This is a genomic window from Flavobacterium sp. XGLA_31 (genome assembly GCF_051547105.1).
In the GTDB taxonomy this organism is placed as follows: Bacteria; Bacteroidota; Bacteroidia; order Flavobacteriales; family Flavobacteriaceae; genus Flavobacterium.
The window spans coordinates 442,438-463,296 of the sequence record NZ_JBPTTM010000002.1 but is presented as its reverse complement, the minus strand read 5'-3'; the positions used below and the strand labels follow the sequence as shown (position 1 = coordinate 463,296).

General features: G+C 37.9%; 22 protein-coding genes. 6 read left to right on the top strand and 16 right to left on the bottom strand.

Annotation, left to right across the window (positions count from 1 at the left end; all coding sequences use genetic code 11):
* Window positions 1-53: 53 nt before the first annotated feature.
* From ACSVH6_RS06140 to ACSVH6_RS06130, 3 genes are all read right to left on the bottom strand, one after another.
* Window positions 54-1,898 carry a M56 family metallopeptidase gene (locus ACSVH6_RS06140; RefSeq protein WP_438076594.1) on the bottom strand — a complete coding sequence of 615 codons (1,845 nt, stop codon included), beginning with the start codon at window positions 1,896-1,898 and terminating at the stop codon, window positions 54-56.
* 1 nt (window position 1,899) lies between these two features.
* The gene (locus ACSVH6_RS06135) at window positions 1,900-2,259 is read right to left on the bottom strand and encodes a BlaI/MecI/CopY family transcriptional regulator (RefSeq protein WP_438076592.1); all 360 of its coding nucleotides are present in this window, start codon (window positions 2,257-2,259) and stop codon (window positions 1,900-1,902) included.
* A 116-nt stretch (window positions 2,260-2,375) separates the two neighbouring features.
* Window positions 2,376-3,599, bottom strand: coding sequence for an MDR family MFS transporter (locus tag ACSVH6_RS06130; protein ID WP_438076590.1), 1,224 nt, complete (start codon window positions 3,597-3,599; stop codon window positions 2,376-2,378).
* An 83-nt stretch (window positions 3,600-3,682) separates the two neighbouring features.
* Here ACSVH6_RS06130 and ACSVH6_RS06125 point away from each other — a divergent pair, with 83 nt between their 5' ends.
* The 5 genes from ACSVH6_RS06125 to ACSVH6_RS06105 all read left to right on the top strand — a co-directional run bounded on the left by ACSVH6_RS06125 (window position 3,683) and on the right by ACSVH6_RS06105 (window position 6,926).
* Window positions 3,683-4,285 carry a DUF1684 domain-containing protein gene (locus ACSVH6_RS06125; protein ID WP_438076588.1) on the top strand — a complete coding sequence of 201 codons (603 nt, stop codon included), beginning with the start codon at window positions 3,683-3,685 and terminating at the stop codon, window positions 4,283-4,285.
* Window positions 4,285-4,938: a TatD family hydrolase gene (locus ACSVH6_RS06120; protein WP_438076587.1), complete on the top strand. Its 654-nt coding sequence runs from the start codon at window positions 4,285-4,287 to the stop codon at window positions 4,936-4,938. Before ACSVH6_RS06125 ends, ACSVH6_RS06120 begins: the two co-directional genes overlap by 1 nt.
* 97 nt (window positions 4,939-5,035) lie before the next feature.
* Window positions 5,036-5,758, top strand: a complete 723-nt coding sequence (locus tag ACSVH6_RS06115; RefSeq protein ID WP_438076585.1) for a tRNA threonylcarbamoyladenosine dehydratase — start codon at window positions 5,036-5,038, stop codon at window positions 5,756-5,758.
* Complete coding sequence (locus ACSVH6_RS06110) at window positions 5,759-6,262, top strand: DUF1648 domain-containing protein (protein WP_438076583.1); 504 nt, start codon at window positions 5,759-5,761, stop codon at window positions 6,260-6,262.
* A 1-nt stretch (window position 6,263) separates the two neighbouring features.
* On the top strand, window positions 6,264-6,926 hold the full coding sequence (locus ACSVH6_RS06105) for an HAD family hydrolase (RefSeq protein ID WP_438076581.1): 663 nt from the start codon (window positions 6,264-6,266) through the stop codon (window positions 6,924-6,926).
* Between the two features lie 27 nt (window positions 6,927-6,953).
* On the opposite strand, the gene ACSVH6_RS06100 is transcribed toward ACSVH6_RS06105, so the two are convergent.
* From ACSVH6_RS06100 to ACSVH6_RS06090, 3 genes are read right to left on the bottom strand one after another with little or no spacing between them, the layout of a single operon-like run.
* Window positions 6,954-8,240, bottom strand: coding sequence for a cryptochrome/photolyase family protein (locus tag ACSVH6_RS06100; protein WP_438076579.1), 1,287 nt, complete (start codon window positions 8,238-8,240; stop codon window positions 6,954-6,956).
* Between the two features lie 11 nt (window positions 8,241-8,251).
* Window positions 8,252-8,950, bottom strand: a complete 699-nt coding sequence (locus ACSVH6_RS06095) for an SDR family NAD(P)-dependent oxidoreductase (protein WP_438076578.1) — start codon at window positions 8,948-8,950, stop codon at window positions 8,252-8,254.
* Window positions 8,951-8,954: 4 nt separating this feature from the next.
* Entirely contained in the window at window positions 8,955-9,422 is a 468-nt protein-coding gene (locus tag ACSVH6_RS06090) for an SRPBCC family protein (protein WP_438076576.1), read from the bottom strand.
* Between the two features lie 126 nt (window positions 9,423-9,548).
* On the opposite strand from ACSVH6_RS06090, the gene ACSVH6_RS06085 reads away from it, so the two are divergent.
* Window positions 9,549-10,403 carry a DUF2911 domain-containing protein gene (locus ACSVH6_RS06085; protein ID WP_438076574.1) on the top strand — a complete coding sequence of 285 codons (855 nt, stop codon included), beginning with the start codon at window positions 9,549-9,551 and terminating at the stop codon, window positions 10,401-10,403.
* A 55-nt stretch (window positions 10,404-10,458) separates the two neighbouring features.
* On the opposite strand, the gene ACSVH6_RS06080 is transcribed toward ACSVH6_RS06085, so the two are convergent.
* From ACSVH6_RS06080 to ACSVH6_RS06035, 10 genes are all read right to left on the bottom strand, one after another.
* The gene (locus tag ACSVH6_RS06080) at window positions 10,459-12,180 is read right to left on the bottom strand and encodes a sodium:solute symporter (RefSeq protein ID WP_438076572.1); all 1,722 of its coding nucleotides are present in this window, start codon (window positions 12,178-12,180) and stop codon (window positions 10,459-10,461) included.
* A gap of 107 nt (window positions 12,181-12,287) precedes the next feature.
* Complete coding sequence (locus ACSVH6_RS06075; protein ID WP_438076570.1) at window positions 12,288-14,786, bottom strand: PIG-L family deacetylase; 2,499 nt, start codon at window positions 14,784-14,786, stop codon at window positions 12,288-12,290.
* Window positions 14,787-14,929: 143 nt separating this feature from the next.
* Window positions 14,930-15,313, bottom strand: coding sequence for a hypothetical protein (locus tag ACSVH6_RS06070; protein ID WP_438076568.1), 384 nt, complete (start codon window positions 15,311-15,313; stop codon window positions 14,930-14,932).
* Between the two features lie 249 nt (window positions 15,314-15,562).
* Window positions 15,563-15,997 (bottom strand): hypothetical protein, encoded by a 435-nt coding sequence (locus ACSVH6_RS06065; protein ID WP_438076566.1) that lies wholly within the window; start codon window positions 15,995-15,997, stop codon window positions 15,563-15,565.
* A gap of 147 nt (window positions 15,998-16,144) precedes the next feature.
* Window positions 16,145-16,675: a mechanosensitive ion channel domain-containing protein gene (locus tag ACSVH6_RS06060; RefSeq protein WP_438076564.1), complete on the bottom strand. Its 531-nt coding sequence runs from the start codon at window positions 16,673-16,675 to the stop codon at window positions 16,145-16,147.
* A 14-nt stretch (window positions 16,676-16,689) separates the two neighbouring features.
* Complete coding sequence (locus tag ACSVH6_RS06055; protein WP_438076562.1) at window positions 16,690-17,880, bottom strand: AI-2E family transporter; 1,191 nt, start codon at window positions 17,878-17,880, stop codon at window positions 16,690-16,692.
* Window positions 17,881-17,914: 34 nt separating this feature from the next.
* Complete coding sequence (locus ACSVH6_RS06050; protein WP_438076560.1) at window positions 17,915-18,508, bottom strand: Maf-like protein; 594 nt, start codon at window positions 18,506-18,508, stop codon at window positions 17,915-17,917.
* Window positions 18,501-19,427: a geranylgeranylglycerol-phosphate geranylgeranyltransferase gene (locus ACSVH6_RS06045; RefSeq protein ID WP_438076558.1), complete on the bottom strand. Its 927-nt coding sequence runs from the start codon at window positions 19,425-19,427 to the stop codon at window positions 18,501-18,503. The genes ACSVH6_RS06050 and ACSVH6_RS06045 overlap by 8 nt, the downstream gene beginning before the upstream one ends.
* Window positions 19,428-19,451: 24 nt before the next feature.
* Window positions 19,452-19,979, bottom strand: coding sequence for a KdsC family phosphatase (locus ACSVH6_RS06040; protein WP_438076556.1), 528 nt, complete (start codon window positions 19,977-19,979; stop codon window positions 19,452-19,454).
* On the bottom strand, window positions 19,963-20,724 hold the full coding sequence (locus ACSVH6_RS06035; RefSeq protein WP_438076554.1) for a Rossmann-like and DUF2520 domain-containing protein: 762 nt from the start codon (window positions 20,722-20,724) through the stop codon (window positions 19,963-19,965). The genes ACSVH6_RS06040 and ACSVH6_RS06035 overlap by 17 nt, the downstream gene beginning before the upstream one ends.
* Between the last annotated feature and the right edge of the window lie 135 nt (window positions 20,725-20,859).

Genomic DNA, 20,859 nt, shown 5'->3' with positions numbered 1-20,859 from the left:
AACAAACTTAAAATGTTTGTCTTTTTCGCAAAAAGGGTTTGACACTTTTTTAACTATTTTTTTCTTTTCTGTTTCATATCGGCTTTGGCTTTGTCCAATTCTGCTTTGGCTTTGAGCATTTCCTCTTTGGCCTGAATCATTTCTTCTTTGGCTTTGAGCATTTCCGCTTTGGCTTTTTCCATCTCAGGTCGGGAGCGTTCCGCTTCAGTTTGTGCCCGATCCATTTCCGGCTTGTTTCTTCTCATTTCAGCTCTGGCTCTGTCCATTTCGGCACGAGCTTGTTGCATGCCTCGTCTGACTTCGGCTCTGATTTGCGGATTCAGGCGTTTGATTTGCAGTTGCACATTGGCTATCCCCTCATCGGCTATTTTCATAATTTCTTTCCCGTTAATGATAATTTTAGGTCGTTCTCCGTCTTCGTCATCATTGAAGGAAAAATTAAAGTTGCCGTCTTTCATAATTTTATCAATTTCGCCGTTATCGGAAATTACTTTTCCATTGATAACAATTAATGGCTTTTTGTCTTTTCCGTTGATGATGATGTTTTTGTCCGCATTCTCAAGGCCTATGATGTTCTCCGGAATTTCTACATTGACATCAATGTCTTCGTTGATTTCGGGGATACTGTCCTCATTATTGTGGTAAACAAATCCTTTTACGGCTTCAGGATGTGCAAAACCGGCATTGACAAAAATTTGCGGATTTTTAGGATGACCAAAACCGATAGCTTGGTCATTTTTGTAGAAGTGAATAGGCGCGATAGGCTCGTCACCATTTACCTGATTTACCCCTTTGTGTCCGTTTTTGTCTTTGTATTCTACTTTAATTCCGGTAATTTCTCCTGAGGTGTTTCTTTTTACTTTCGATACTTTCAGTGTAACACCGTGATCTTTTTTGAGGCGTTCGGCTTCTCTTTTTAATTGTTCATCGGAGGAGTTTTTGTCAATTTTGACGCGAACTTCGTCTCCGTTATGAAATCCTTTGGCAAATGCCTTTACAAAAGCGTCCTCTTCTTTTTCTTGGGCAATAACTTTAATTTGAAACAACAATACAAAGCCAACCAAGGCAGGAATAACGAGAGCGTATTTCCATGAGTTTCTTTTTTGAGATTGATGAGTGTTTAACATAACGATTCGTTTTTTGATTAATGATTGATAAAAATGATTGGTAATGGATAAGCAGTTTTGATGAGAAACTACTTTAAGTAAAGCTCTTTGATAAGCCTGTCTGTCATCAAGTTGAGCTATGGCTTTTTGATCGGCAATGTATTCCAGGTTTTGCGCTATGGCTTTCTTGTAAAGCCACACAAAAGGGTTAAACCAAAATACCACACAGAACAATTTGGCTACCAGTATATCAAAAGAATGTTTTTCACGGCTGTGGATTTCTTCATGTAGCAAAATACTTTGTAACTCACTGTCGGAATAAAAATCGGAGTTGTACACTATATAACCAAAGAAGGAAAACGGCGAAATGTTGTCTTCCAAATCAACCAAAGTGTAACCGTTTCTTTTAAAAACAGGCTTGTTGTGCAGCATTCGATACAGCGAAGTTAAATTAAGCACAATTTTGATCGCTAGTACACAAACAATCAGCAGATAACCAAACCAAATGAATTGCATCCAATCGAATGCTTCCACAACAGGCTCTGTTTTGTATGATGTAGGAACGGATTGGGAGTAGGCCACCAATTGCTCCATAGAGATTTTAGGTTTTTCCACCAAGACAATTTTGGTGATAAAAAATAGAGGTAACAGCGCTGCTGTAAACAACCCGGATAAGAGAAACCAACGATTGCCATCAAAAAAGGTTTCCTTTCGGACTAAAAAATGATATGCCAAATAGAACATGGCTATCAGTCCGCTGGCTTTTAAAAGGTATATAAAAACGATTTCCATCTTACTTTTTATTTTCGATGATGGCCAGTATTTCTCTTAATTCCTCAGCCGATATTTTATCTTCTTCGGCAAAAAAGGAAACCAGATTTTTATAGGAACTATTGAAATAATTATCAATGGCCGTGCTCATAAAACGCTTTCTGTAATCTTCCATTTTTACAATAGGGAAGTACTGATGCGTGTTGCCAAAGGCATGGTGTGATACAAATCCTTTTTCTTCCAGATTGCGGATAATGGTGGAAAGGGTGTTGTAGTGTGGCTGGTCTTCAGTTATTTCAGCCAGTACTTCTTTGACGAAAGCTTTTTTAAGCTTCCACAAGATTTGCATGATTTCTTCTTCCTTGTTCGTTAATTTTTGCATGATTGATTTATTTGAAATCAAACTTACAACTATATTTTTAGTTGACAAACTATATTTATAGTTATTTAACTATTTTTTAAGGAATTTAACGAGGACTATGAGGTTGCTTTACGGTTTTAAAGTAACTTGTTTTCGTTTTGAATCAAACGAAATGCCCAAATACCAAAGCCCGTACCGACAAGTCCGAGACAGCCCATTACCAACCAATTGGCATTATATCCAAAATCCTGAATGATTTGCATTCCCACTTTAGAACTGATCATGTGGGCTACACTGAAACTCATGGTATAAATGGCCATGTATCGTCCCACGTGTCCCTTAGGTGCGCGGCTCAGCGTAACCGAGTTTGAAAACGGAAATGAAAACATTTCTCCGAAGGTCATAAAAATCATCATCACAATCAGTATGCCTGCCCAGCCGGTCACCAGCATCAAAAAGAGACTGACCGCCATGAGGAAACAGCCGGTGTAAGTTAGCTTAACTTTGCTGATGCCTTTACGTTCTACAAAACTGACAATGGGCATTTCCAAGAAGAAAATCAGCAAGCCATTCATGGTCAGTAACAATCCTGTTTGGAATTCGGTGAGATGGAAATGCTCTCCCTGGTAGAGTGGAATAGCGGTAAATACCTGAAAGAAAAGAATACCGGTCACCAAGCAGGTCACCTGGAAAATCCAGAAAGGCTTGTCTTTAAATACCGAGACCGGCTTCCCGTCTGCCATATGTTCCTGATGGGGTAGAGGGCTTTGTTTTTTTTCTTTTACCTTCATCCAAAAAATAAGAATAGCTAGAATACAGGTGGCACCGTCAGCCCAAAACAAACCGCGGTACCCTATGCCCATAATAATTAAACCGCCCAAGGCCGGTCCGGCGGCAAACCCCAAATTTACAGCCAATCGAACCAAAGTCAGTGCTCTTGTTCGATTTTCGGGTTTGGCATAGGCTCCAAGAGAAACAAACATTGCAGGGCGAAACATATCGGCTATTACCATCAATCCAAACATTGCAAAGCACAATCCGTAAAAGCTGGTTACAAATTCGATTAAAAATAAAAGAATACCCGTGGTCAGCAGACTGAAAATCATGATGCGGTAAAAACCTATTTTATCAGAGAGTTTTCCTCCCAACCATGATCCGATGAGGGAACCGATTCCAAAACACAGCATCACCCAGCCCACCTGACTGTAGGTAAAATGCAGGTCTTCCCGTAAATATTTGGATAAGAAAGGCAGTACCATAGTACCGGCCCGATTGATAAAAGTGATGATGGTGAGTATCCAAATCTCCCTTGAAAATCCTCGGAAGTTGTTGATATAACGTTGAAAAGCGGTCGTGAGCATGATTGATGATTGATTGCTGCAAAGGTAACAAACCTAAACGGCTCTGTGTGTTGCTTTTTCTTGTATTTTTGTTAAAAAAAACGATGAGAAAACTACACCTCGTTTGGGCCTTACTGTTTTTTTGTTTGGCTTCGGCACAAGACAAAAAAGATACCGCTGCGGCTTTTAAATTTCAAGAGGAATTGAATAAAGAGTTTGCTGATAAAACGACATCCCCTTTGACTGATGAGGATTTAAAAACTTTTAAAGCGCTTCATTTTTACCCGGTTACCGAGCAATTTATAGTCACGGCTAGATTTACCAAAGCCCAAAATGAGAAGGTTTTTGAGATGAAAACCTCTACCACACGTCTTCCAAAATACATTAAATACGGCGAGCTGGAATTTACCCTCGAAGGGAGAGTATTCAAGCTCAATGTTTATCAAAATATTGAGTTAATTAAAAAAGAAGGCTATGCAGATTATCTTTTTCTTCCTTTTTCTGATTTGACCTGTGGGAAAGAAAGCTACATCGGCGGGCGTTATATAGATATGCATATTCCTCAATCCGATACGGAGGTCATTGATTTTAATATGGCTTACAATCCGTATTGTGCCTACAATCACAAATACTCCTGCCCGATAGTGCCTTTGGAAAATGATTTGGATATTGCCATTTTGGCGGGGGTGAAAAAGTTTCACGACTAATGTCTTACTACAATCTCCATACGCACAAGTATACCGGCAATCCAGATGTGATAGAGTTGGTTAATCAATATCCGTGGGAGTTTGATGCTACTATACCCCAATATTCTATAGGGATTCATCCATGGTATATTGATGAAGTACGTTTGGAGCTTGATTTGAAAATCATAGCCGAAAAATTAGCCTTGCCCGAATGTTTGGCATTGGGTGAATGTGGATTAGACAAAAGAATTACTGTCCCTATGGCATTACAGACTCGGGTTTTTGAAGAACAAATTGTTTTGGCTCAGGAATTTCAAAAACCATTAGTGCTGCATTTGGTTGCGGCATATGATGAACTTATAGCCATTAAAAAAAGGTTTCAGATTACGGTTCCCATTATATTACACGGATTTTCCAAAAATGAGCAGGTTGCCCGACAACTGTTGGATAATGGTTTCTATTTGTCTTTTGGAAAATACCTGTTACGTAATCCGGAACTTAAATCGGCTTTTCTGTCTGTTCCTGACGACCGCTTTTTTCTGGAAACCGATACCTTGGAAGAAGCTTTGACGGAAGTCTATGAATTAGCTGCTCTTTATAAGGGAATAACCGTGAATGCTTTACAAGACAGAGTAGCGCAGAATTGGACGAAAATTTTTAACCCTATCGTGTAAAAATGATGTAGAAATGCTTAGCGCGGTCATTGCTGATTTTTGTTTACTTTTGCAGCTTATTTTTTAGTCTAAATCTAATTTATTTAAGAATCTAATAATGGCGCAGTGGCAGGAAAGAGCGGAGCTTTTATTTAAGAGCGAAGGATTAAACAATTTGAAAAATGCCAACGTATTGGTTGTTGGACTAGGAGGGGTCGGTTCTTTTGCTGCCGAGTTTTTGGCTCGGGCCGGTGTTGGTACTATGACCATAGTAGACGGAGATGTAGTTGATATAACCAATATTAACCGACAGTTACCGGCTTTGCATTCTACAGTGGGACTTCCTAAAGCAGAATTGATGGCTGCCCGTCTGATGGATATTAATCCGGAACTCAACCTTACGGTGTTGCAGGAATTTCTCTCGCCCGAAAGAGCCTATGAATTAGTGACTCCTGAATACGATTATGTACTGGATTGTATCGACAGTGTAACACCTAAACTCAATCTAATCATAGCCGCCAAACGCAAACATGTTAAAGTAATCAGCAATATGGGCGCCGGCGGTAAATATGAGGCTTCTAAAGTACGAGTGACTGATATTCGTCATACCGATTATTGTCCGTTGGCGAAAGTTATTCGTAAACGACTTAAAAAAGAAGGGATTTCCAAAGGGATAAAAGTGGTGTATTCTTATGAAAGACCTGATGAGAGCAGTATTAAAACTACCGACGGGAAAAATTACAAAAAGTCATTCTATGGTACCAACAGTTGGATGCCTTGTCTTTTCGGACTTCATGCCGCAGAAACTGTTGTAAAACATTTGTTGAAAAAGCAAAAATAAATGGAGCCCTCCGAAAGACCTCGAATTCAATTGCAACTCAGTATAGCTGATAAGATTGTTGAAGTTCTGGCTATTTTACTTTTACTGTTTTTTTGGATTTACACTCTGAAACAGTACAGTAACTTACCGGATATAATTCCTACTCACTTTAGTGGTGATGGAACCGTTGATGGTTATGGTGTCAAACAAACCATGTTTATTATGCTGTTCATTGCCACCGGTTTGTTTGTTATGCTTACTGTTTTTAGCCGTTATCCGCACAAGTTCAATTATATGACGGTTATTACCGAAGCGAATGCCTTAACTCAATACACTCTTTCTACCCGTATGTTACGTGTGATGAAGCTTTCTGTTACCCTCGTTTTTTTAGCTCTCGATTTCAAAACGATAGAGACGGCCCATGGCCATGCAGATTCTCTGGGAGGTTGGTTTATGTTATTGATTATGGGCCTCATTTTTGTTCCTCTATTTTACTTTCTAATTCAATTTTCCAAAAACAGCTAACGTGATACAAACTGTAATTTTCGATATGGATGGTGTTATTGTTGATACCGAACCCGTACATCATTTCGCCTATGCACAACATTTCAAGCAGTTGGGAATCAACGTAACTCCTGAAATGTATGCTTCTTTTACCGGCAGTTCTACTAAAAATATTTATGCTTTTATTAAAGCACATTTTGGTTTGTCAGAAGAAGTACAAACTTTGGTTGAAGGTAAGCGCCGTCTTTTTAACCAAGCTTTTGATGATAAAGAAGATTTGTTCCTATTGGAAGGCGTGGAAGGTTTAATACAAGAGTTGTATGATAATGGAATGCAGTTAGTGCTGGCTTCTTCTTCGGCTAATGAAACGATAGACCGCATTTTTACCCGCTTCCAACTCCATCCGTATTTTAGCTATAAAGTATCGGGGGAGGACTTTCCGGAGTCGAAACCGCATCCTGCGATATTCCAACAAGCGGCTTTTTTGGCTCAAACTCCTGTGGAAAATTGCCTTGTAATTGAAGATAGTACAAATGGTATCAAAGCAGCCAAAGCTGCCGGGATTTACTGTATAGGTTATGACAGTGTAAATTCAAAACTACAAGATTACTCTTTGGCAGACCAAGTAATCACTCATTTTAATGAATTGAATTACCATAAAATTGTAAACATCAAGGGTTCTTAAAGTCGACCTCTGAATTCTAAAAAAGAATCAACCAACAGCCTGCTTGTAAACAACCAAACATTTTTCTCGTGCTGTTTTATGATCTACTATCGGTTTGGGATAAGCTGCTGTAAGCAGTTCAGGAACCCATTTTTTGATGTAGATTAAATCTTTGTCAAACTTTTTAATCTGCTCAGTCGGATTGAATATTCTGAAATAGGGAGCGGCGTCCACACCACTTCCGGCTGCCCACTGCCAATTTCCTACATTGCTGGCTTGTTCGTAGTCCAATAATTTATTGGCAAAGTAAGCTTCTCCCCAGCGCCAGTCAATGAGTAAGTGTTTGCACAAAAAACTGGCGACAATCATGCGCACCCGATTGTGCATGTGTCCGGTGGCGTTGAGTTCGCGCATGCCGGCATCTACAAAAGGATAGCCGGTTTTCCCTTCACACCATTTTTGAAACAGTACTTCATTGTTTTCCCATGATATGGCATCGTATTTTGGCCGGAAGCTTTTGTTGACAGTATGCGGAAAATGCCAAAGAATCTGCATGAAAAACTCGCGCCAGATTAGTTCTTTTAAAAAAGTTTCGTTCCGACTTTTAGAGGCTTTTGCCACAATTTTACGAATGGAAACAGCGCCGAAACGTAGGTGAACTCCAAGTAACGATGTTTTATTGAGTGCCGGAAAATTGCGCGTAGCCTCATAATTCTCTATCAGTGAATCAGAGGTGTCATACGACATTACCTTGATTTCTGAAGGAATAAATCCAATGTCATTAAGCTTTAGAAAAGGATAGGTGTGGGTAGAAAAATTAGCTATATATTTTTCTGAATCATAGTCAGCTATTTGCGTTTTCTTGAAATTCTCTTTCCATTTATTTGCATATGGGGTATAGACAACATAAGGTGTTCCGTCGTCTTTGACTACTTCACTTTTTTCAAATATAACTTGGTCTTTGCTGGTTTTGAAGGCAATATTATTTTTTTTGAATAAATGATACATCTCCAAATCCCGCTTTCGGGCATACGGTTCGTAATCATGATTCGTATATACCGTTTTAATATTGTGTGTGGTAATTAATTTTTCAAATACCTCTAAAGGTTTGCCATAGAATACCGCCAATGATTTTCCGTTCTCTTGTAATCGACTTTGTATTTTCTCTAATTGTTCACTAATAAAAGTAACCCGAGCATCATCTTTTGATAATTGGGATAGTATCGTTTCGTCAAAAATGAACACAGGCAATACGGGTTCGCCGCTTTGTAAAGCGTGAAAAAGTCCCACATTATCTTCTAAACGCAAATCGCGTCGAAACCAAAATACATTCATTTTTATTTGAATTATGTATTCACTAATAGAGTAGACATTCCCCCGTCGACATGGAAAACCTGCCCGGATATCCAACTGCTTTTATCACTTAACAAGAATGAGGCCATTTGTGCTACATCTTCTGTTGTTCCCACTCGTTTGAGCGGATGGCGCTGTGCCGATTTTTCTCTTTTTTCTTCAGAGCTCAAAAACTTTTCCGCCAGTGGGGTATCGGTCAAGGACGGTGCAATCACATTTACGCGAATTTTCGGTGCGTATTCGGCTGCCAGTGCTTTCGCAAAACCTTCGACGGCACCTTTGGCTGAAGCCACACTGGTATGAAACGGCATTCCCATGCTGGCTGCTACTGAGCTAAACAAAACAATACTCGATTGCTCTGATGCAGTCAAATTGGGTAATACTGTTTGAATCACTTTTACTAAACTGAAGAAATTAATCTGCATATCGGCTTCAAACGCTTCCGTTTTTAAAGCTTTGAAAGGTCGCAGATTTATACTTCCCGGGCAATATACTAAGCCGTCTATTACAGATGGAAGCAAGGAAGTATCTAAGGATCCTGAGACAGCATCGAACGTGATGTGAGTGACTTTTAATTCGGCTAAATTTTCATTTGATCTCGATGCTACAAATACATTATTTTCTTTTTGTAACTCAAGAGAAAGTGCTAAACCAATACCATAAGAACCCCCTATTAAAAGTATGTTTTTCATTTTGTTAGCTTTTAAATTCTCCGAATAATTTTATTAGTTTTTTTTGACGATACTCAAAGATTTCTTTGAGTTTGGGTTGTACCAAAAAAGGATGTAGCCATTGACCCAAAAGTCCCATAGGTATCTTATAATGAACGATATCTTCCATTTCTACACCGCCGGGAATTGCTCTCAAAAAATGTTTGTGATGCCAAAATGCATAAGGACCAAATCGCTGTTCATCAACAAAGTGCTTTTTATCCACTACATGGGTGATTTCTGTTACCCATTTGACTGGGATTCCCCAAACCGGTGTTACTATGTACTCAATAATCTGACCGGAAAACATTGGCCTGTCATCACCAGAAAGGGTTTTAAAACCCATGTAATCAGGCGTGATCTCTTTTAAGTTTTTTGGATCGGACAGAAATTCCCATGCCGTTTCAATACTGATAGGGAGGTTTTGCTTCAACTGTAATGTGTATATTTTCATAGTGTAAAAATACAAAAATGTTTAATAATTTTCATATAAGATTAAACAAAATATATTTAAGTTATTCTTAACATCCGTCAATTCATACTATTTGTAAATTTGGTCAACATCTAAAAACCCTTAACAATGAGAAAAATTATTTTTGTGATAGCAACGTTGATTGCTAATTTTGTGCTTCATGCTCAGGTCAAAACACCACAGGCCAGTCCGCATTCAGTATTGACCCAAGTGGTTGGATTGACCGAAGTGACCGTAGATTATTCCAGACCCAGTGCTAAAGGCAGAGTCGTTTTTGGTGATTTAGTTCCTTTTGGGAAACTTTGGAGAACGGGTGCCAACGCTAATACTACAGTTACTTTCAGCGATGATGTGGTAATTAAAGGAACGACTTTAAAGAAAGGTAAATATGCTTTGTATACAACACCCAAGGCCGATATGTGGGAAGTGATTTTTTATTCTGATACCGACAATTGGGGAACTCCTGAGAATTGGAACGTAAACAAAGTGGCATATACAACGAATGTAGATCCTATGACACTTGGAAATGCTGTTGAATCATTTACCATTTCCATCAATAATTTGACTAATGATAGTGCTACTTTAGATATCGCTTGGGAGAAAACCATGGTATCCCTGAAGTTTGAAGTACCTACACAAAAAACTGCTATGGCAACTATAGAAAAAACTTTGGCGGGACCTACTGCCGGTGATTACTTTGCTGCCGGACAATACTTGTATCAGTCTAACGGCGATATGAGCAAGGCACTAGAATATGTGAATAAGGCTGTTGCTATGGTTAAAGCCGGAGAAGAAGTGCCATTTTGGCAATTGCGTACGAAATCATTAATTCAGGCTAAATTAGGAGACAAAGCTGCGGCTATTGAAACGGCTAAAGCTTCTTTGGCCGGAGCCATTAAGGCTAAAAATGATGATTATGCTAAAATGAACAATGATAGCATTAAAGAATGGAGTAAAAAATAAACGTCCAAATTCTTAATTTAATTCAACCGCAAATTCTAATGGATTTGCGGTTTTTTTATGCGATTGCTTTTTCTTTAGTGGTAAAAAACATTTGCAACAGCATCGATAAGAGTACTGTTAATGTAGCTCCAATGAAATTTAACCACAGGTATCCCAGTTTTTCCTGTCCGGTTGGGTAAATATGAATGGTATAATAATATATAACAAAGATGGTTAATTGGCTGATTACCGCACTGCAAAAGATGGCATTGGCTTTGACATATTTGATATAAAAACCGACCAAAAATACACCTAAAACGGTTCCGTAGAAAATAGACCCCACAATATTAACTAACTGAATTAAATTTTCAAACAGGGTTCCAACACAGGCGAAAAGAATAGCGATTACGCCCCAAAGTAACGTGAAATATTTGGTGGCATTTACAAAATGCTTTTCTGATTTTTCACCTTTGACATTACGTTTATAGATATCAATGGCGGTGGTGGATGCCAAAGCGGTCAATCCCGAAGCAGAAGAAGACATGGCGGCCGAGAAAATTACTGCCAATAAAAGGCCTATCAAACCTGACGGGAGATAATGGAGTATGAAATAGATGAAGACATAATCTTTGTCATTTGTTTCGGCTTTTCCGTCTACTTTTTCGATGATTTCTTTGGCCTGATCACGCAAATCTTTTTCTTTTCCGGAAAGTGAAATCAGTTTTTTTCTCAGGATGGGATTGTCGTAATTTTGATTTAAGTGATCAATATAGAGTAAATTGAACTCCTTTTTTTCTTCGGAGAGTTCGGCTAATTGTTTTTCGAGTACATGGTATTTTGCAGCGTATTGTGATTTTTCGACACTATTTTGATTTATTGGATTGAAATGCAGCGGCACCGGGTTGAATTGGAAAAATACAAATACCATTACTCCGGTCAAAAGGATGAAGAACTGCATAGGTACTTTTAGGAAGCCGTTCATGATAAGTCCCATTTGACTTTCTTTGTCTGATTTTCCTGAAAGATAGCGGCCCACCTGTGATTGATCAGTACCAAAATAGGAGAGCATCAGGAAGAACCCTCCGGTAATTCCGCTCCAAAAGGTATAACGGTTTTCCGGATCAAAAGAAAAATCCAGGATGTTCATTTTCCCGTTGGCACCGGCTATATGCAAGGCATTGGAAAAAGTCATGTCATTAGGCAACAAATGTAAAATCAGGAAAAAGGTGATGAACATTCCGCTCATGATGATAAACATCTGTTGTTTTTGGGTTACGTTTACCGCTTTAGTCCCACCTGCAAAGGTGTAAATGATTACCAGAATTCCAATGATAACATTCAGTAACGTCAGATTCCAACCTAAAATAGAAGACAATATAATAGCCGGGGCATAGATGGTTAATCCGGTTCCGAGTCCTCTTTGTATGAGGAATAAAACAGCGGTAAAGGAACGGGTTTTTAAATCAAACCTTTTTTCTAAATATTCATAGGCTGTGAATACTTTCAGTTTGTGATAGATAGGTATAAATGTGATGGAAATGACCACCATGGCTATAGGCAAACCAAAATAAAACTGTACAAATCCCATGCCGTCGTGATACGCCTGTCCTGGAGTAGATAAGAAAGTGATTGCACTAGCCTGAGTTGCCATTACCGATAAACCGACCGTCCACCAAGGCGTTTCTTTATTAGCCAAAATATAGTCCTCTACGTTTTGACTTCCTTTGGTTTTTTGAACTCCATAGATGACAATAAACAATAAGGTTACCGATAAAACAATCCAGTCCAGTTGTTGCATATTAAAAGAATAATTGCATTAAAATAAAAAAGATGATAATGTAGACGATATTCATAATGAGTACCCAAGTATAGCTGTTTTTCCAGACCGATTTTTTTGTTTCCATACTATTTTCCTATTGCTAACATGTTGGCTAATAATCGGAACGCCCCCGGAACGCCTTCGGGTAATTCCCTGAAAAAACTCAGCCCGGTATAAATATAATGCCCTTTACCATATTTGGCGATGAGCAAAGCTCCGTTTTTAGGTGTTTCTCCTTTATCATTGGCTGAAAGGATAGGAGAGAAGTTTGAATCCCATTCGCTTGGATAATATAGACCTTGTTCCTGTTTCCAACCTTTAAAATCTTCAACGGTAATTTTGTTTGGATAGTTTAAAACCGGGTGTTTTGGGTTTAAAAAGCGGACTTCAGCCTGCTCTTCGGTTACCCTGTCTCGTGATATTTTCAATGGAAACGGAGCGATGTCTTTGGTTACCAAATCATCGGTGGTATTGTATTGTACAATCAGAGTTTTACCATTTTTGACAAAATCCAATAAAAAATGTTGTTTAAAGGCTAATGTGTTTACGACGTTATAGGCCCTGATTCCGGTCATGACAACATCAAAGCCGGCTAATTTTTCAAGAGTGATTTCCTCCGGTTTGATGAGGCTTACTTCGTAGCCCATTTGAGTCAGGCTCTTTGGGACTTCATCGCCCGCACCCATAATATAGGCGATTTTTTCGTTCTTTGTTTTAATTTTTAAGCGAATGCCCCGGGCTTCGGCAGGTTTCAATACCATTTGCTTATAAATATGCGGATAATTAATGTCGGTTTTATTTTTGTCATAAATCTTACCATCAATCGTTACGATGCTTTTAATGGTTATTTCGCTGGCTTCTTGAGACGGTGTGATGCTGAACACAGCCATAACTTCCTGGTCTTTTTTGTCAATAGAGAATGGAATTTCAGACGGTATAACTTCCCAGCCTTGCGGCAGTTCCAGTTTAACATTTCCGGTGATATTGTCTTTCCCTGCTTTTACTTTTACTGTTACTGTTTTGCTACGGTCATTGTTAAATATGTATACTTTCTCTGCAATAGAAGAAGTAGCCACCGGAACAATATCAAAGGGTTGATATACTTCACCTTTCACATCATCATTGTATTTGTAGACTACGTTTTTAAGAAAAGGAATGCTGACTCCATTGATCTCCATTATAAAAGTCACACTCACTTGTCGTAACACATCAGGAATCCCTATGTTTTGTTGGTCGTCTACGCGATACATGCCCACAGTTCCGGTTTGATTCAACCAGTAGGGATTGGTATACTCAATGTCATTAGGCAGTACTAATTCAATGGTTCGGGTTATTGCTTTGTTATCAGGCAAAGGTGTAATCTCCATCGAATTCATGGTATTGGGAACTGTTATTATTGCGTTCCATGATATAGGCACGTTACATCGGTTAGTGGCTTCTAATTTGACCTTTATCGTACTTCCGGGCGTGGCTTCCTGTACATCGGCAACGGCTTCTAAATACAATCCCGCACAAGCACTGATGATTTTTTTAATTTCTTCTGATTTAATCTCTCTCCAATGTGTATCTGTTAGTTTCTGAATCAAATCATACGCTTTGACTAAATCAGGCAGGGAAGCTGAAGGATTTTTAAAATCAAAATTTTTCTCCACACCTGAGAGTAAATCCCCAATAGGTTTTCCACCTGCAATGCGATTCCAACTGGTATCTATACCGTCAAAAATATTATTTTTGGATGCCGGAGTTTCTCCTTTTAAAAATTCTAAATATTCGATATCATCCCCTCGGGTTCCTGTAGACCCAAATCCTTGTGATTGATGGCGACTACGGCTGAGCGCGGCAATTTCCTGATTGGATTTGCCTAAGTCTGAATAATAAGTACCTATTTGCAGTGGAATCAGATTCGTTTTATCGGCGGCATCAAATTTTTCTTTACTGCCGTAAAACCACCATGAGGTATTGAAAAATAAGCGTTTGGGTTGCCAGGGTTTTACGTATAATAATTGATTAGGAAATACCGAGGGATCATTTACCTTGTCAAAAGCTTCAACACTCAGCATTGCAGAAGAAGTGTGATGTCCGTGAGTAGTTCCCGGAGAACGATGGTCAAACCGGTTAATAATTACATCGGGTTGGAATTTTCGGATGGCCCATACGACATCACTTAAGACCTGATTTTTGTCCCAAATCTGTAAAGTTTCCTCCGGATTTTTAGAGAAACCGAAGTCATTCGCTCGGGAAAAAAACTGTTCTCCACCATCAATTTTTCGGGCTTCAATTAATTCCTGTGTTCGGATAACGCCTAATAATTCCCTCAACTCCGAACCAATCAGATTTTGTCCTCCGTCACCTCGGGTTAGCGATAAATAACCAGTACGAGCTTTGCTGTTATTTGATAAATAGGCAATTAAACGAGTGTTTTCATCATCGGGGTGAGCAGCAATATAGAGCACTGAACCCAAGAAATTCAATTTTTGAATCTGATGGTAAATTTCCACCGCATTTGGTTTTGCCGGTTGTTGAGCCCTACCACTAAAGCTCATTAAAAATAAAAAGAAGGCAAACAGAGAGTAGCTTTTTTGCATGTTATTTACGTTGTAAGTGCAATAGCTTCAAATATACAGATTAAATAAAAAGTTTGATTTTATTTAATTTGATTTTAACGAAATATTAGGGCAAAAAAAAACCACTTTATTAAAGCAGTTTTTCAAGTTGTAAAATTTAAAATTTATTCGGTACCACCAATAGTAGCATAGGTGAATCGTCCTTTTGAATTATAGGGGTAGCTTTTTTTGTGGAGTGGAAGCAACTGCATCGGATTTTCATCGTCAAAATTGTTGATGACAACATGAGCTTTGTTATACAATGAATAACCGCCATAGTTTTCCGGAAGTTCAGGAGCAGAAGTCCATTCTCCTTTTTCTTTATAATAAAAAACCATTTTAAGATTGTCAAAATACGCTTCCAAATTAGGATAGTAATAATAGCGTATGTAACAGTTGGTCTTTTTGTCAATAGGTAAAGACTCTTTTTTTACAGAAGCTTGCTGAGCTAATAAAGCATTGGTAAACAATGCTATAAACAGCGCGATAATGATTTTAGTCGGTTTCATGTTTTTGTAGATTTGGGATTAACAAAAATATTTGTCGGCATTCTCAACATAAATTCGATACAAATATATACAAAGAATTTATTATTAATCAGTTAAGTTGTCAATTTTGTCGATGAAATGCATTAATTTAACATAATGATAAGAATTTTTTTAACATTAATACGTTGACTTTAAGAGTGTTACGAAGTTTTTTAACGAATAAAAAAAGCAAAGAAATTACTCTTTGCTTTTTACTATGATTGAAATCTTCTATTTTTTTCCTCTACCGTGTCCGTGGCCGTTACCTCTGCCATTACCATTATGATTTCCGTTGTCATGACCATTTCTTTTCCAATGTCCGTTCCCTTTGTATTTTACCTTGTGAACGTGATATAATTCATAAGGTCTGTTTCCTCTGTAATCAGTCAAATAAACAGTTCGTCCGTGGTATAAATCATATCCTCTGTAACGAGGCGGCAGCGCAGCAGCTCGACACCATCTGCCATTACTGAAATAAATGTAGGCTCTTCCGGGAACATCATAATAGACCTCGATGTCAGGAAGGTAATAATAATGTACTTCCACCGGAGCTTCCGGAGCCCAAACGGGAGGAGTACCGATGTTAACGTTTACCGAGACTTGTGCCTTACCACTCAATGAGACCGAAAAAAGGGCTGCGATTAAAATTAACTTTGTTGTTCTCATAATGTCTAATTTTAGATTGAAAGCCATATTAATTTAATACAACGTTCAATCGGTTACTATAATTTTTGTTTTTGTATAAGTCAAAGTTACACAGTCAACAGGCTTGCAGTGTTATATGATTTTCCGGAAAAATTATATAATTAGAATTTAATCAGTAAATTCTGTGTCATCAAATCTCGGTTTGATAATTGAAATTCCCTTTTGCAGCAAGAGATTATTAGGATAAGTGATGCGTTCTCCTTTGTCATTTTTCAGGTAAACATGAAAGGCTTTAATATCTTCAATTTCAGCTTGAATGGGAAAGTCTTTGTCGTGGACAATTATGATGTCACCAATTCGGAAAGGAAAAAAGAAGAACAATATAATACCGGAAGTGATATTGCTGAGTATTGACCATTGCGCAAACATGGCAACGCCCACTACGGTAGTTACTGATGATAAGGTTAACAAGATGTCCTTTTTTTGTACACCCCAAATCACAATTATTCCTACCAATGTCATGATGTTAATCAGGAGGTGAATGTATTTGATGACCAAATTGGTTCGGTGCTCCATGATGGAAGAGAGCTTGGCGTAACGCCTGATGAACTTAGCAATAATAATTCGAAGGAAAATAACCAGAATTAAAAGGACCAGAGTAGCAATTACTTCTTTAGTCAGATGAGAGAAGAAATTCATGGTGTTAGAATTAATTAAACAGTACTGTCATTGGTTGTTGAATTTTCAGATTCTTCACTTTTCGGAATTTCGTTACTGAAATTGATTGTGGAGGTTGAATTGTCGTAATTATAACTTGGAATTCTGATTTTGTGCCATTCGAAAGTTTTGGGTAAATCATCACCAAGCACATAACCCCAAGGTTCTAATGCATCAATTCGATCAAAAATGACTTTAAAAATAGCAATAATCGGTATGGCTAAAAACATACCGGTAATGCCTCCCAAGACATTCCCAATGATGATTCCTACTATGGAAACTAGAGCATTGATTTGAACTTTGGAATTGACAAATAACGGTACCAATACATTGTTGTCAATAAACTGTACAATGATATTTACAATAATTACTCCGATGATGACAGACAAATCGGTAGAGCCGGTGAGTGAAACCACTATAGTGAGTGCACCCGCAAATAAAATACCGATGTAAGGAATCATATTAAGGATTCCGGTAATGATTCCCAATAAAATAAAATACTGCACTCCTATAAGATAAAGTCCAAGTGTAGTAAGCACTGATACTGCAACCATTTCAAACAGCAATCCTACCACATAACTCTGTACAGCTACTTTGATTTGCACCAATATTTCGCGCAGTTTCTGATGGTGTTCCGGTTTGTATAATTTGATTAAGAAATTGATAAAAAGATTTTGGTACAACAAAAACAAAAATGTATAAATGGGAATGAGTGTCAGATTCAGTACCACATCTGTAAACGAACTCAATGTACTGCCTACAATCTGCTTGCCGGTTTTGATACTGTCTATTTTGGCACTGTCCAGAATTTCGTTCTGTTCTTTACGACTCAAATTAAAGTTATCTTTAATCAGATTTTGGAGGTGTTCGTAATGATAATATAAATTGTCCTTTATTTTATCCCAATCGCTGGCCATATTGGTAACTTGGAGTGAAATAAAATAGAAGATTCCTAAAAAAATTAATACAAACAAGGTAATAGCAAAGACCACCGCAATAAAGTAGGGAAAGCGCAGTTTTTTATTTAAAAAGGCCACGACCGGACGCAAGATGATGGCAAAAAGTAATGATAACATTAACGGAAAAATGATATCCTGTCCGAAGTAAACAATAACAAACAATCCCATCAGACAAACTAATATGGCGGCTAATCGGATAAAAAAAGGAAGTTTCACAATTTCAGTCATATGTCTGCTATTTTACTGAAAGGTACTGTTTTTTTTAATTCCCGCTGAAATAATCGTGTAAATAGCGATAGACTTTTTCAGTGGGTAAGCCCACCACATTGGTATAAGAGCCTTCAATTTTGGAAATACCCACTAATCCTATCCATTCCTGAATTCCGTAAGCACCGGCTTTATCAAACGGCTTGTAATTCTCTAAATAATAGTGGATTGCTTCATCAGTGAGGAGATTGAAGGTTACCTTGGTCACATCAAAAATAATCTCTGTTTTTTGCCTTGTTTTGAAGCAAACAGAAGTTATAACTTCATGTGTTTCATCAGACAAAGACTTTAGTATGAGAAAAGCATCATTGTAATCTTTAGGTTTTCCCAAAGCTTTATTGTTGAGCCAAACGATGGTGTCACTCGTTATCAGTAAATCATTTTCCAAAAGCTCCTCAGCGAAAGCATTTGCTTTTAATTCGGCCAGATAATTGGTGATTTCAACCCCTTGTAGGTTTTCCGGATAGATTTCTTCAATGTCTTTTAATCGAATTTCAAATGCCAAATCCAAATCCTTGAAAAACTGTTGTCTTCGTGGTGAGCCCGAAGCCAAGATGATGTTATAGGATTTTAGCTTTTGGCTAAGCATGGTATCTTATGTTTAAATTGATTACCGAAACGGAAAGGATTCCGAAAAAAATGACCCATTTCAGTAGGTTACTCAACATGTGAAACTCTTTTTTGTGTTGGGCATTCCATATTTTGACAATGAAAAAAATCATGGGAGCTACTACAAAAAGCAAACAGTAAATTACCGCATAATACAATTGGTTGTTCATCAGGTATTCATTGATATACCAGAGTAAAATTACTGTAGCAACCACACCTAATCCGAAAACAATTTTGGCTGTTCGGCTTATGCCAAGTGCTATAGGAAGCGTATTCATACCTTGGTTGTAATCGCCATCAACATCTTCCAGATCTTTAACAATTTCCCGTATAAAATTAAGGATAAAAGCAAAAATTGCATAATCCATAAGGAGTGAAAAATAGACTCCCATTTCTTTTTGATTGGTTTCGAAAGTCAAGGGAAGCAAGTCGTATACGCCGACTATTAAAATGCTTATGGCCAAAATCAAGGCTACTATAGCATTGCCTACCAAAAGCATACGCTTAAAAGTAGTGGCATATAAGTAAAGTAATGTAACGATAATGATAAAAATACCGGCAAAAGTTGGTTTTTGAATCAAATTTGAAAGATAAAATCCAATGCCAACTCCCGTAACGTTCATTACAAAATACAAATTGTATCCCATGGCTTCCGAAATACTTTTCCCGATGATAACTCTTTCGGGTTTGTTGTCTGCATCCGTTTCCAAATCCATGATGTCATTGATAATATAGCCAGCTCCGGCAATTAAAATTGTGGAAAGTATCAATAAGCCGTATTGCCAATCATTCAGAAACAAATAAATCGCCTGATGTTTTAAAAACCCGAAGCGAAGAATTAGCTGCATAAAAGCTAAGAGTAAAAGGTTTTGGTATCGTATAAGTTTTAAAAAGTTCATTCTTCTTTGTATTAAAATCTAAAATCAGTCGTGTTTTCCGTTATAGTACATATGCCATTTGCCTTGTACCTTCATTACTTGTTCAATCATTTCCCTCACCGCACCTTTGCCTCCTTTTTTATGCGAAATGTATTTGGAAATTGCCTTGATTTCCGGACTGGCATCTTGTGGGCAAACCGGCATACCTACCAACTGCATCACATGAAAATCGGGAATGTCGTCACCCATGTACAGCACTTCTTCGGGATTGATATTATAGAGCTCTGTATATTCTTTAAAGGTTTCTACTTTATCAGGTGAGGCCAAATGGATGTCGGTAATTCCTAAATTTCTCAGTCGTATGCGTACTCCTTCGTTGTTGCCTCCTGAAATGATACAGACATTATAGCCACTTTCTACTGCCGCTTTCATGGCAAAACCATCTCGGATGTTCATAATACGAAGCATTTCTCCGGTAGGGGTTATGTGTACCGAACTGTCGGTGAGTACACCGTCTACATCAAATATAAAAGTGGTAATGTTGTTTAGTACTTCTTTATAGCTTTTTCCCATTATCAATAATAGATTTTGTTAGCAATTTATAGATTTCTTTTTGATTTTCATCAGTCAAAAAATTCAGGTGTGTATTGATGGTTTGTGTATCGTGTCGTTTAGCCGGACCCGTTTGAGCTTCCTGTGGTGAAAGCGTCATAATTTTATTAGCAGTCTCCTGAATAAGCGGTTTTAAAATCTCGAATGGCAATTGGTTTCCTTTGCATATTTCGTTACCCATTTGGTACAAATGATTGACAAAATTTGATACAAAAACCGCAGCCACATGCAATGCCTTTCGTTGTTCGGAGTTTATGGCGTAAACCGAGTTTGAAATCGTCTTCGCCACAGTTTCGAGTATTTGATAATCGCTCTGATTGGCAGCTTCCAAACAAATAGGTATAGTTTTAAAATCAACCGCTTTGGATTTGGAAAAGGTTTGTAAAGGATAAAAGACTCCCCGTCGTGAATGGTTTTGTAAAGCATTCATGGCCACACTGCCCGAAGTATGAACGACCAGTTGATTTCCAAGAATCAGTTGCTGTGATACCTCTTTAATAGCGTCATCAGTAACTGCTATAATTGTGATATCAGTTTCTTGTAATTTTGAAAAATTGCTGATGATTTTTTCGGTCGGAATCAAATGGGAAACAGATTCGATTTTTCTGGAAAAAACTTGAACTAATTCAATATCAGCAGTTGTGCTGAAGGCTTGAATCAGATGTTGGGCGACATTTCCGGAACCAATAATTGACACTCGAATCATGCCGCTAAATTATCGAAAATTAATTTCACTTTTTATTTTAAATCAAAGATTCTCACAACTCTTAAAAAAGTATTAAAACCCAAAATAAATGCAGTTGAAATCTATTTATTTACGCTATTTTTGTAGCTCTTTTAA

Bases quoted from the DNA above. Each gene is read 5' to 3' on its own strand.
- ACSVH6_RS06140 (WP_438076594.1), bottom strand. From the start codon at position 1,898: ATGGAAATCGTTTTTATATACCTTTTAAAAGCCAGCGGACTGATAGCC.
- ACSVH6_RS06135 (WP_438076592.1), bottom strand. From the start codon at position 2,259: ATGCAAAAATTAACGAACAAGGAAGAAGAAATCATGCAAATCTTGTGG.
- ACSVH6_RS06130 (WP_438076590.1), bottom strand. From the start codon at position 3,599: ATGCTCACGACCGCTTTTCAACGTTATATCAACAACTTCCGAGGATTT.
- ACSVH6_RS06125 (WP_438076588.1), top strand. From the start codon at position 3,683: ATGAGAAAACTACACCTCGTTTGGGCCTTACTGTTTTTTTGTTTGGCT.
- ACSVH6_RS06120 (WP_438076587.1), top strand. From the start codon at position 4,285: ATGTCTTACTACAATCTCCATACGCACAAGTATACCGGCAATCCAGAT.
- ACSVH6_RS06115 (WP_438076585.1), top strand. From the start codon at position 5,036: ATGGCGCAGTGGCAGGAAAGAGCGGAGCTTTTATTTAAGAGCGAAGGA.
- ACSVH6_RS06110 (WP_438076583.1), top strand. From the start codon at position 5,759: ATGGAGCCCTCCGAAAGACCTCGAATTCAATTGCAACTCAGTATAGCT.
- ACSVH6_RS06100 (WP_438076579.1), bottom strand. From the start codon at position 8,240: ATGAATGTATTTTGGTTTCGACGCGATTTGCGTTTAGAAGATAATGTG.
- ACSVH6_RS06095 (WP_438076578.1), bottom strand. From the start codon at position 8,950: ATGAAAAACATACTTTTAATAGGGGGTTCTTATGGTATTGGTTTAGCA.
- ACSVH6_RS06090 (WP_438076576.1), bottom strand. From the start codon at position 9,422: ATGAAAATATACACATTACAGTTGAAGCAAAACCTCCCTATCAGTATT.
- ACSVH6_RS06085 (WP_438076574.1), top strand. From the start codon at position 9,549: ATGAGAAAAATTATTTTTGTGATAGCAACGTTGATTGCTAATTTTGTG.
- ACSVH6_RS06080 (WP_438076572.1), bottom strand. From the start codon at position 12,180: ATGCAACAACTGGACTGGATTGTTTTATCGGTAACCTTATTGTTTATT.
- ACSVH6_RS06075 (WP_438076570.1), bottom strand. From the start codon at position 14,786: ATGCAAAAAAGCTACTCTCTGTTTGCCTTCTTTTTATTTTTAATGAGC.
- ACSVH6_RS06070 (WP_438076568.1), bottom strand. From the start codon at position 15,313: ATGAAACCGACTAAAATCATTATCGCGCTGTTTATAGCATTGTTTACC.
- ACSVH6_RS06065 (WP_438076566.1), bottom strand. From the start codon at position 15,997: ATGAGAACAACAAAGTTAATTTTAATCGCAGCCCTTTTTTCGGTCTCA.
- ACSVH6_RS06060 (WP_438076564.1), bottom strand. From the start codon at position 16,675: ATGAATTTCTTCTCTCATCTGACTAAAGAAGTAATTGCTACTCTGGTC.
- ACSVH6_RS06055 (WP_438076562.1), bottom strand. From the start codon at position 17,880: ATGACTGAAATTGTGAAACTTCCTTTTTTTATCCGATTAGCCGCCATA.
- ACSVH6_RS06050 (WP_438076560.1), bottom strand. From the start codon at position 18,508: ATGCTTAGCCAAAAGCTAAAATCCTATAACATCATCTTGGCTTCGGGC.
- ACSVH6_RS06045 (WP_438076558.1), bottom strand. From the start codon at position 19,427: ATGAACTTTTTAAAACTTATACGATACCAAAACCTTTTACTCTTAGCT.
- ACSVH6_RS06040 (WP_438076556.1), bottom strand. From the start codon at position 19,979: ATGGGAAAAAGCTATAAAGAAGTACTAAACAACATTACCACTTTTATA.
- ACSVH6_RS06035 (WP_438076554.1), bottom strand. From the start codon at position 20,724: ATGATTCGAGTGTCAATTATTGGTTCCGGAAATGTCGCCCAACATCTG.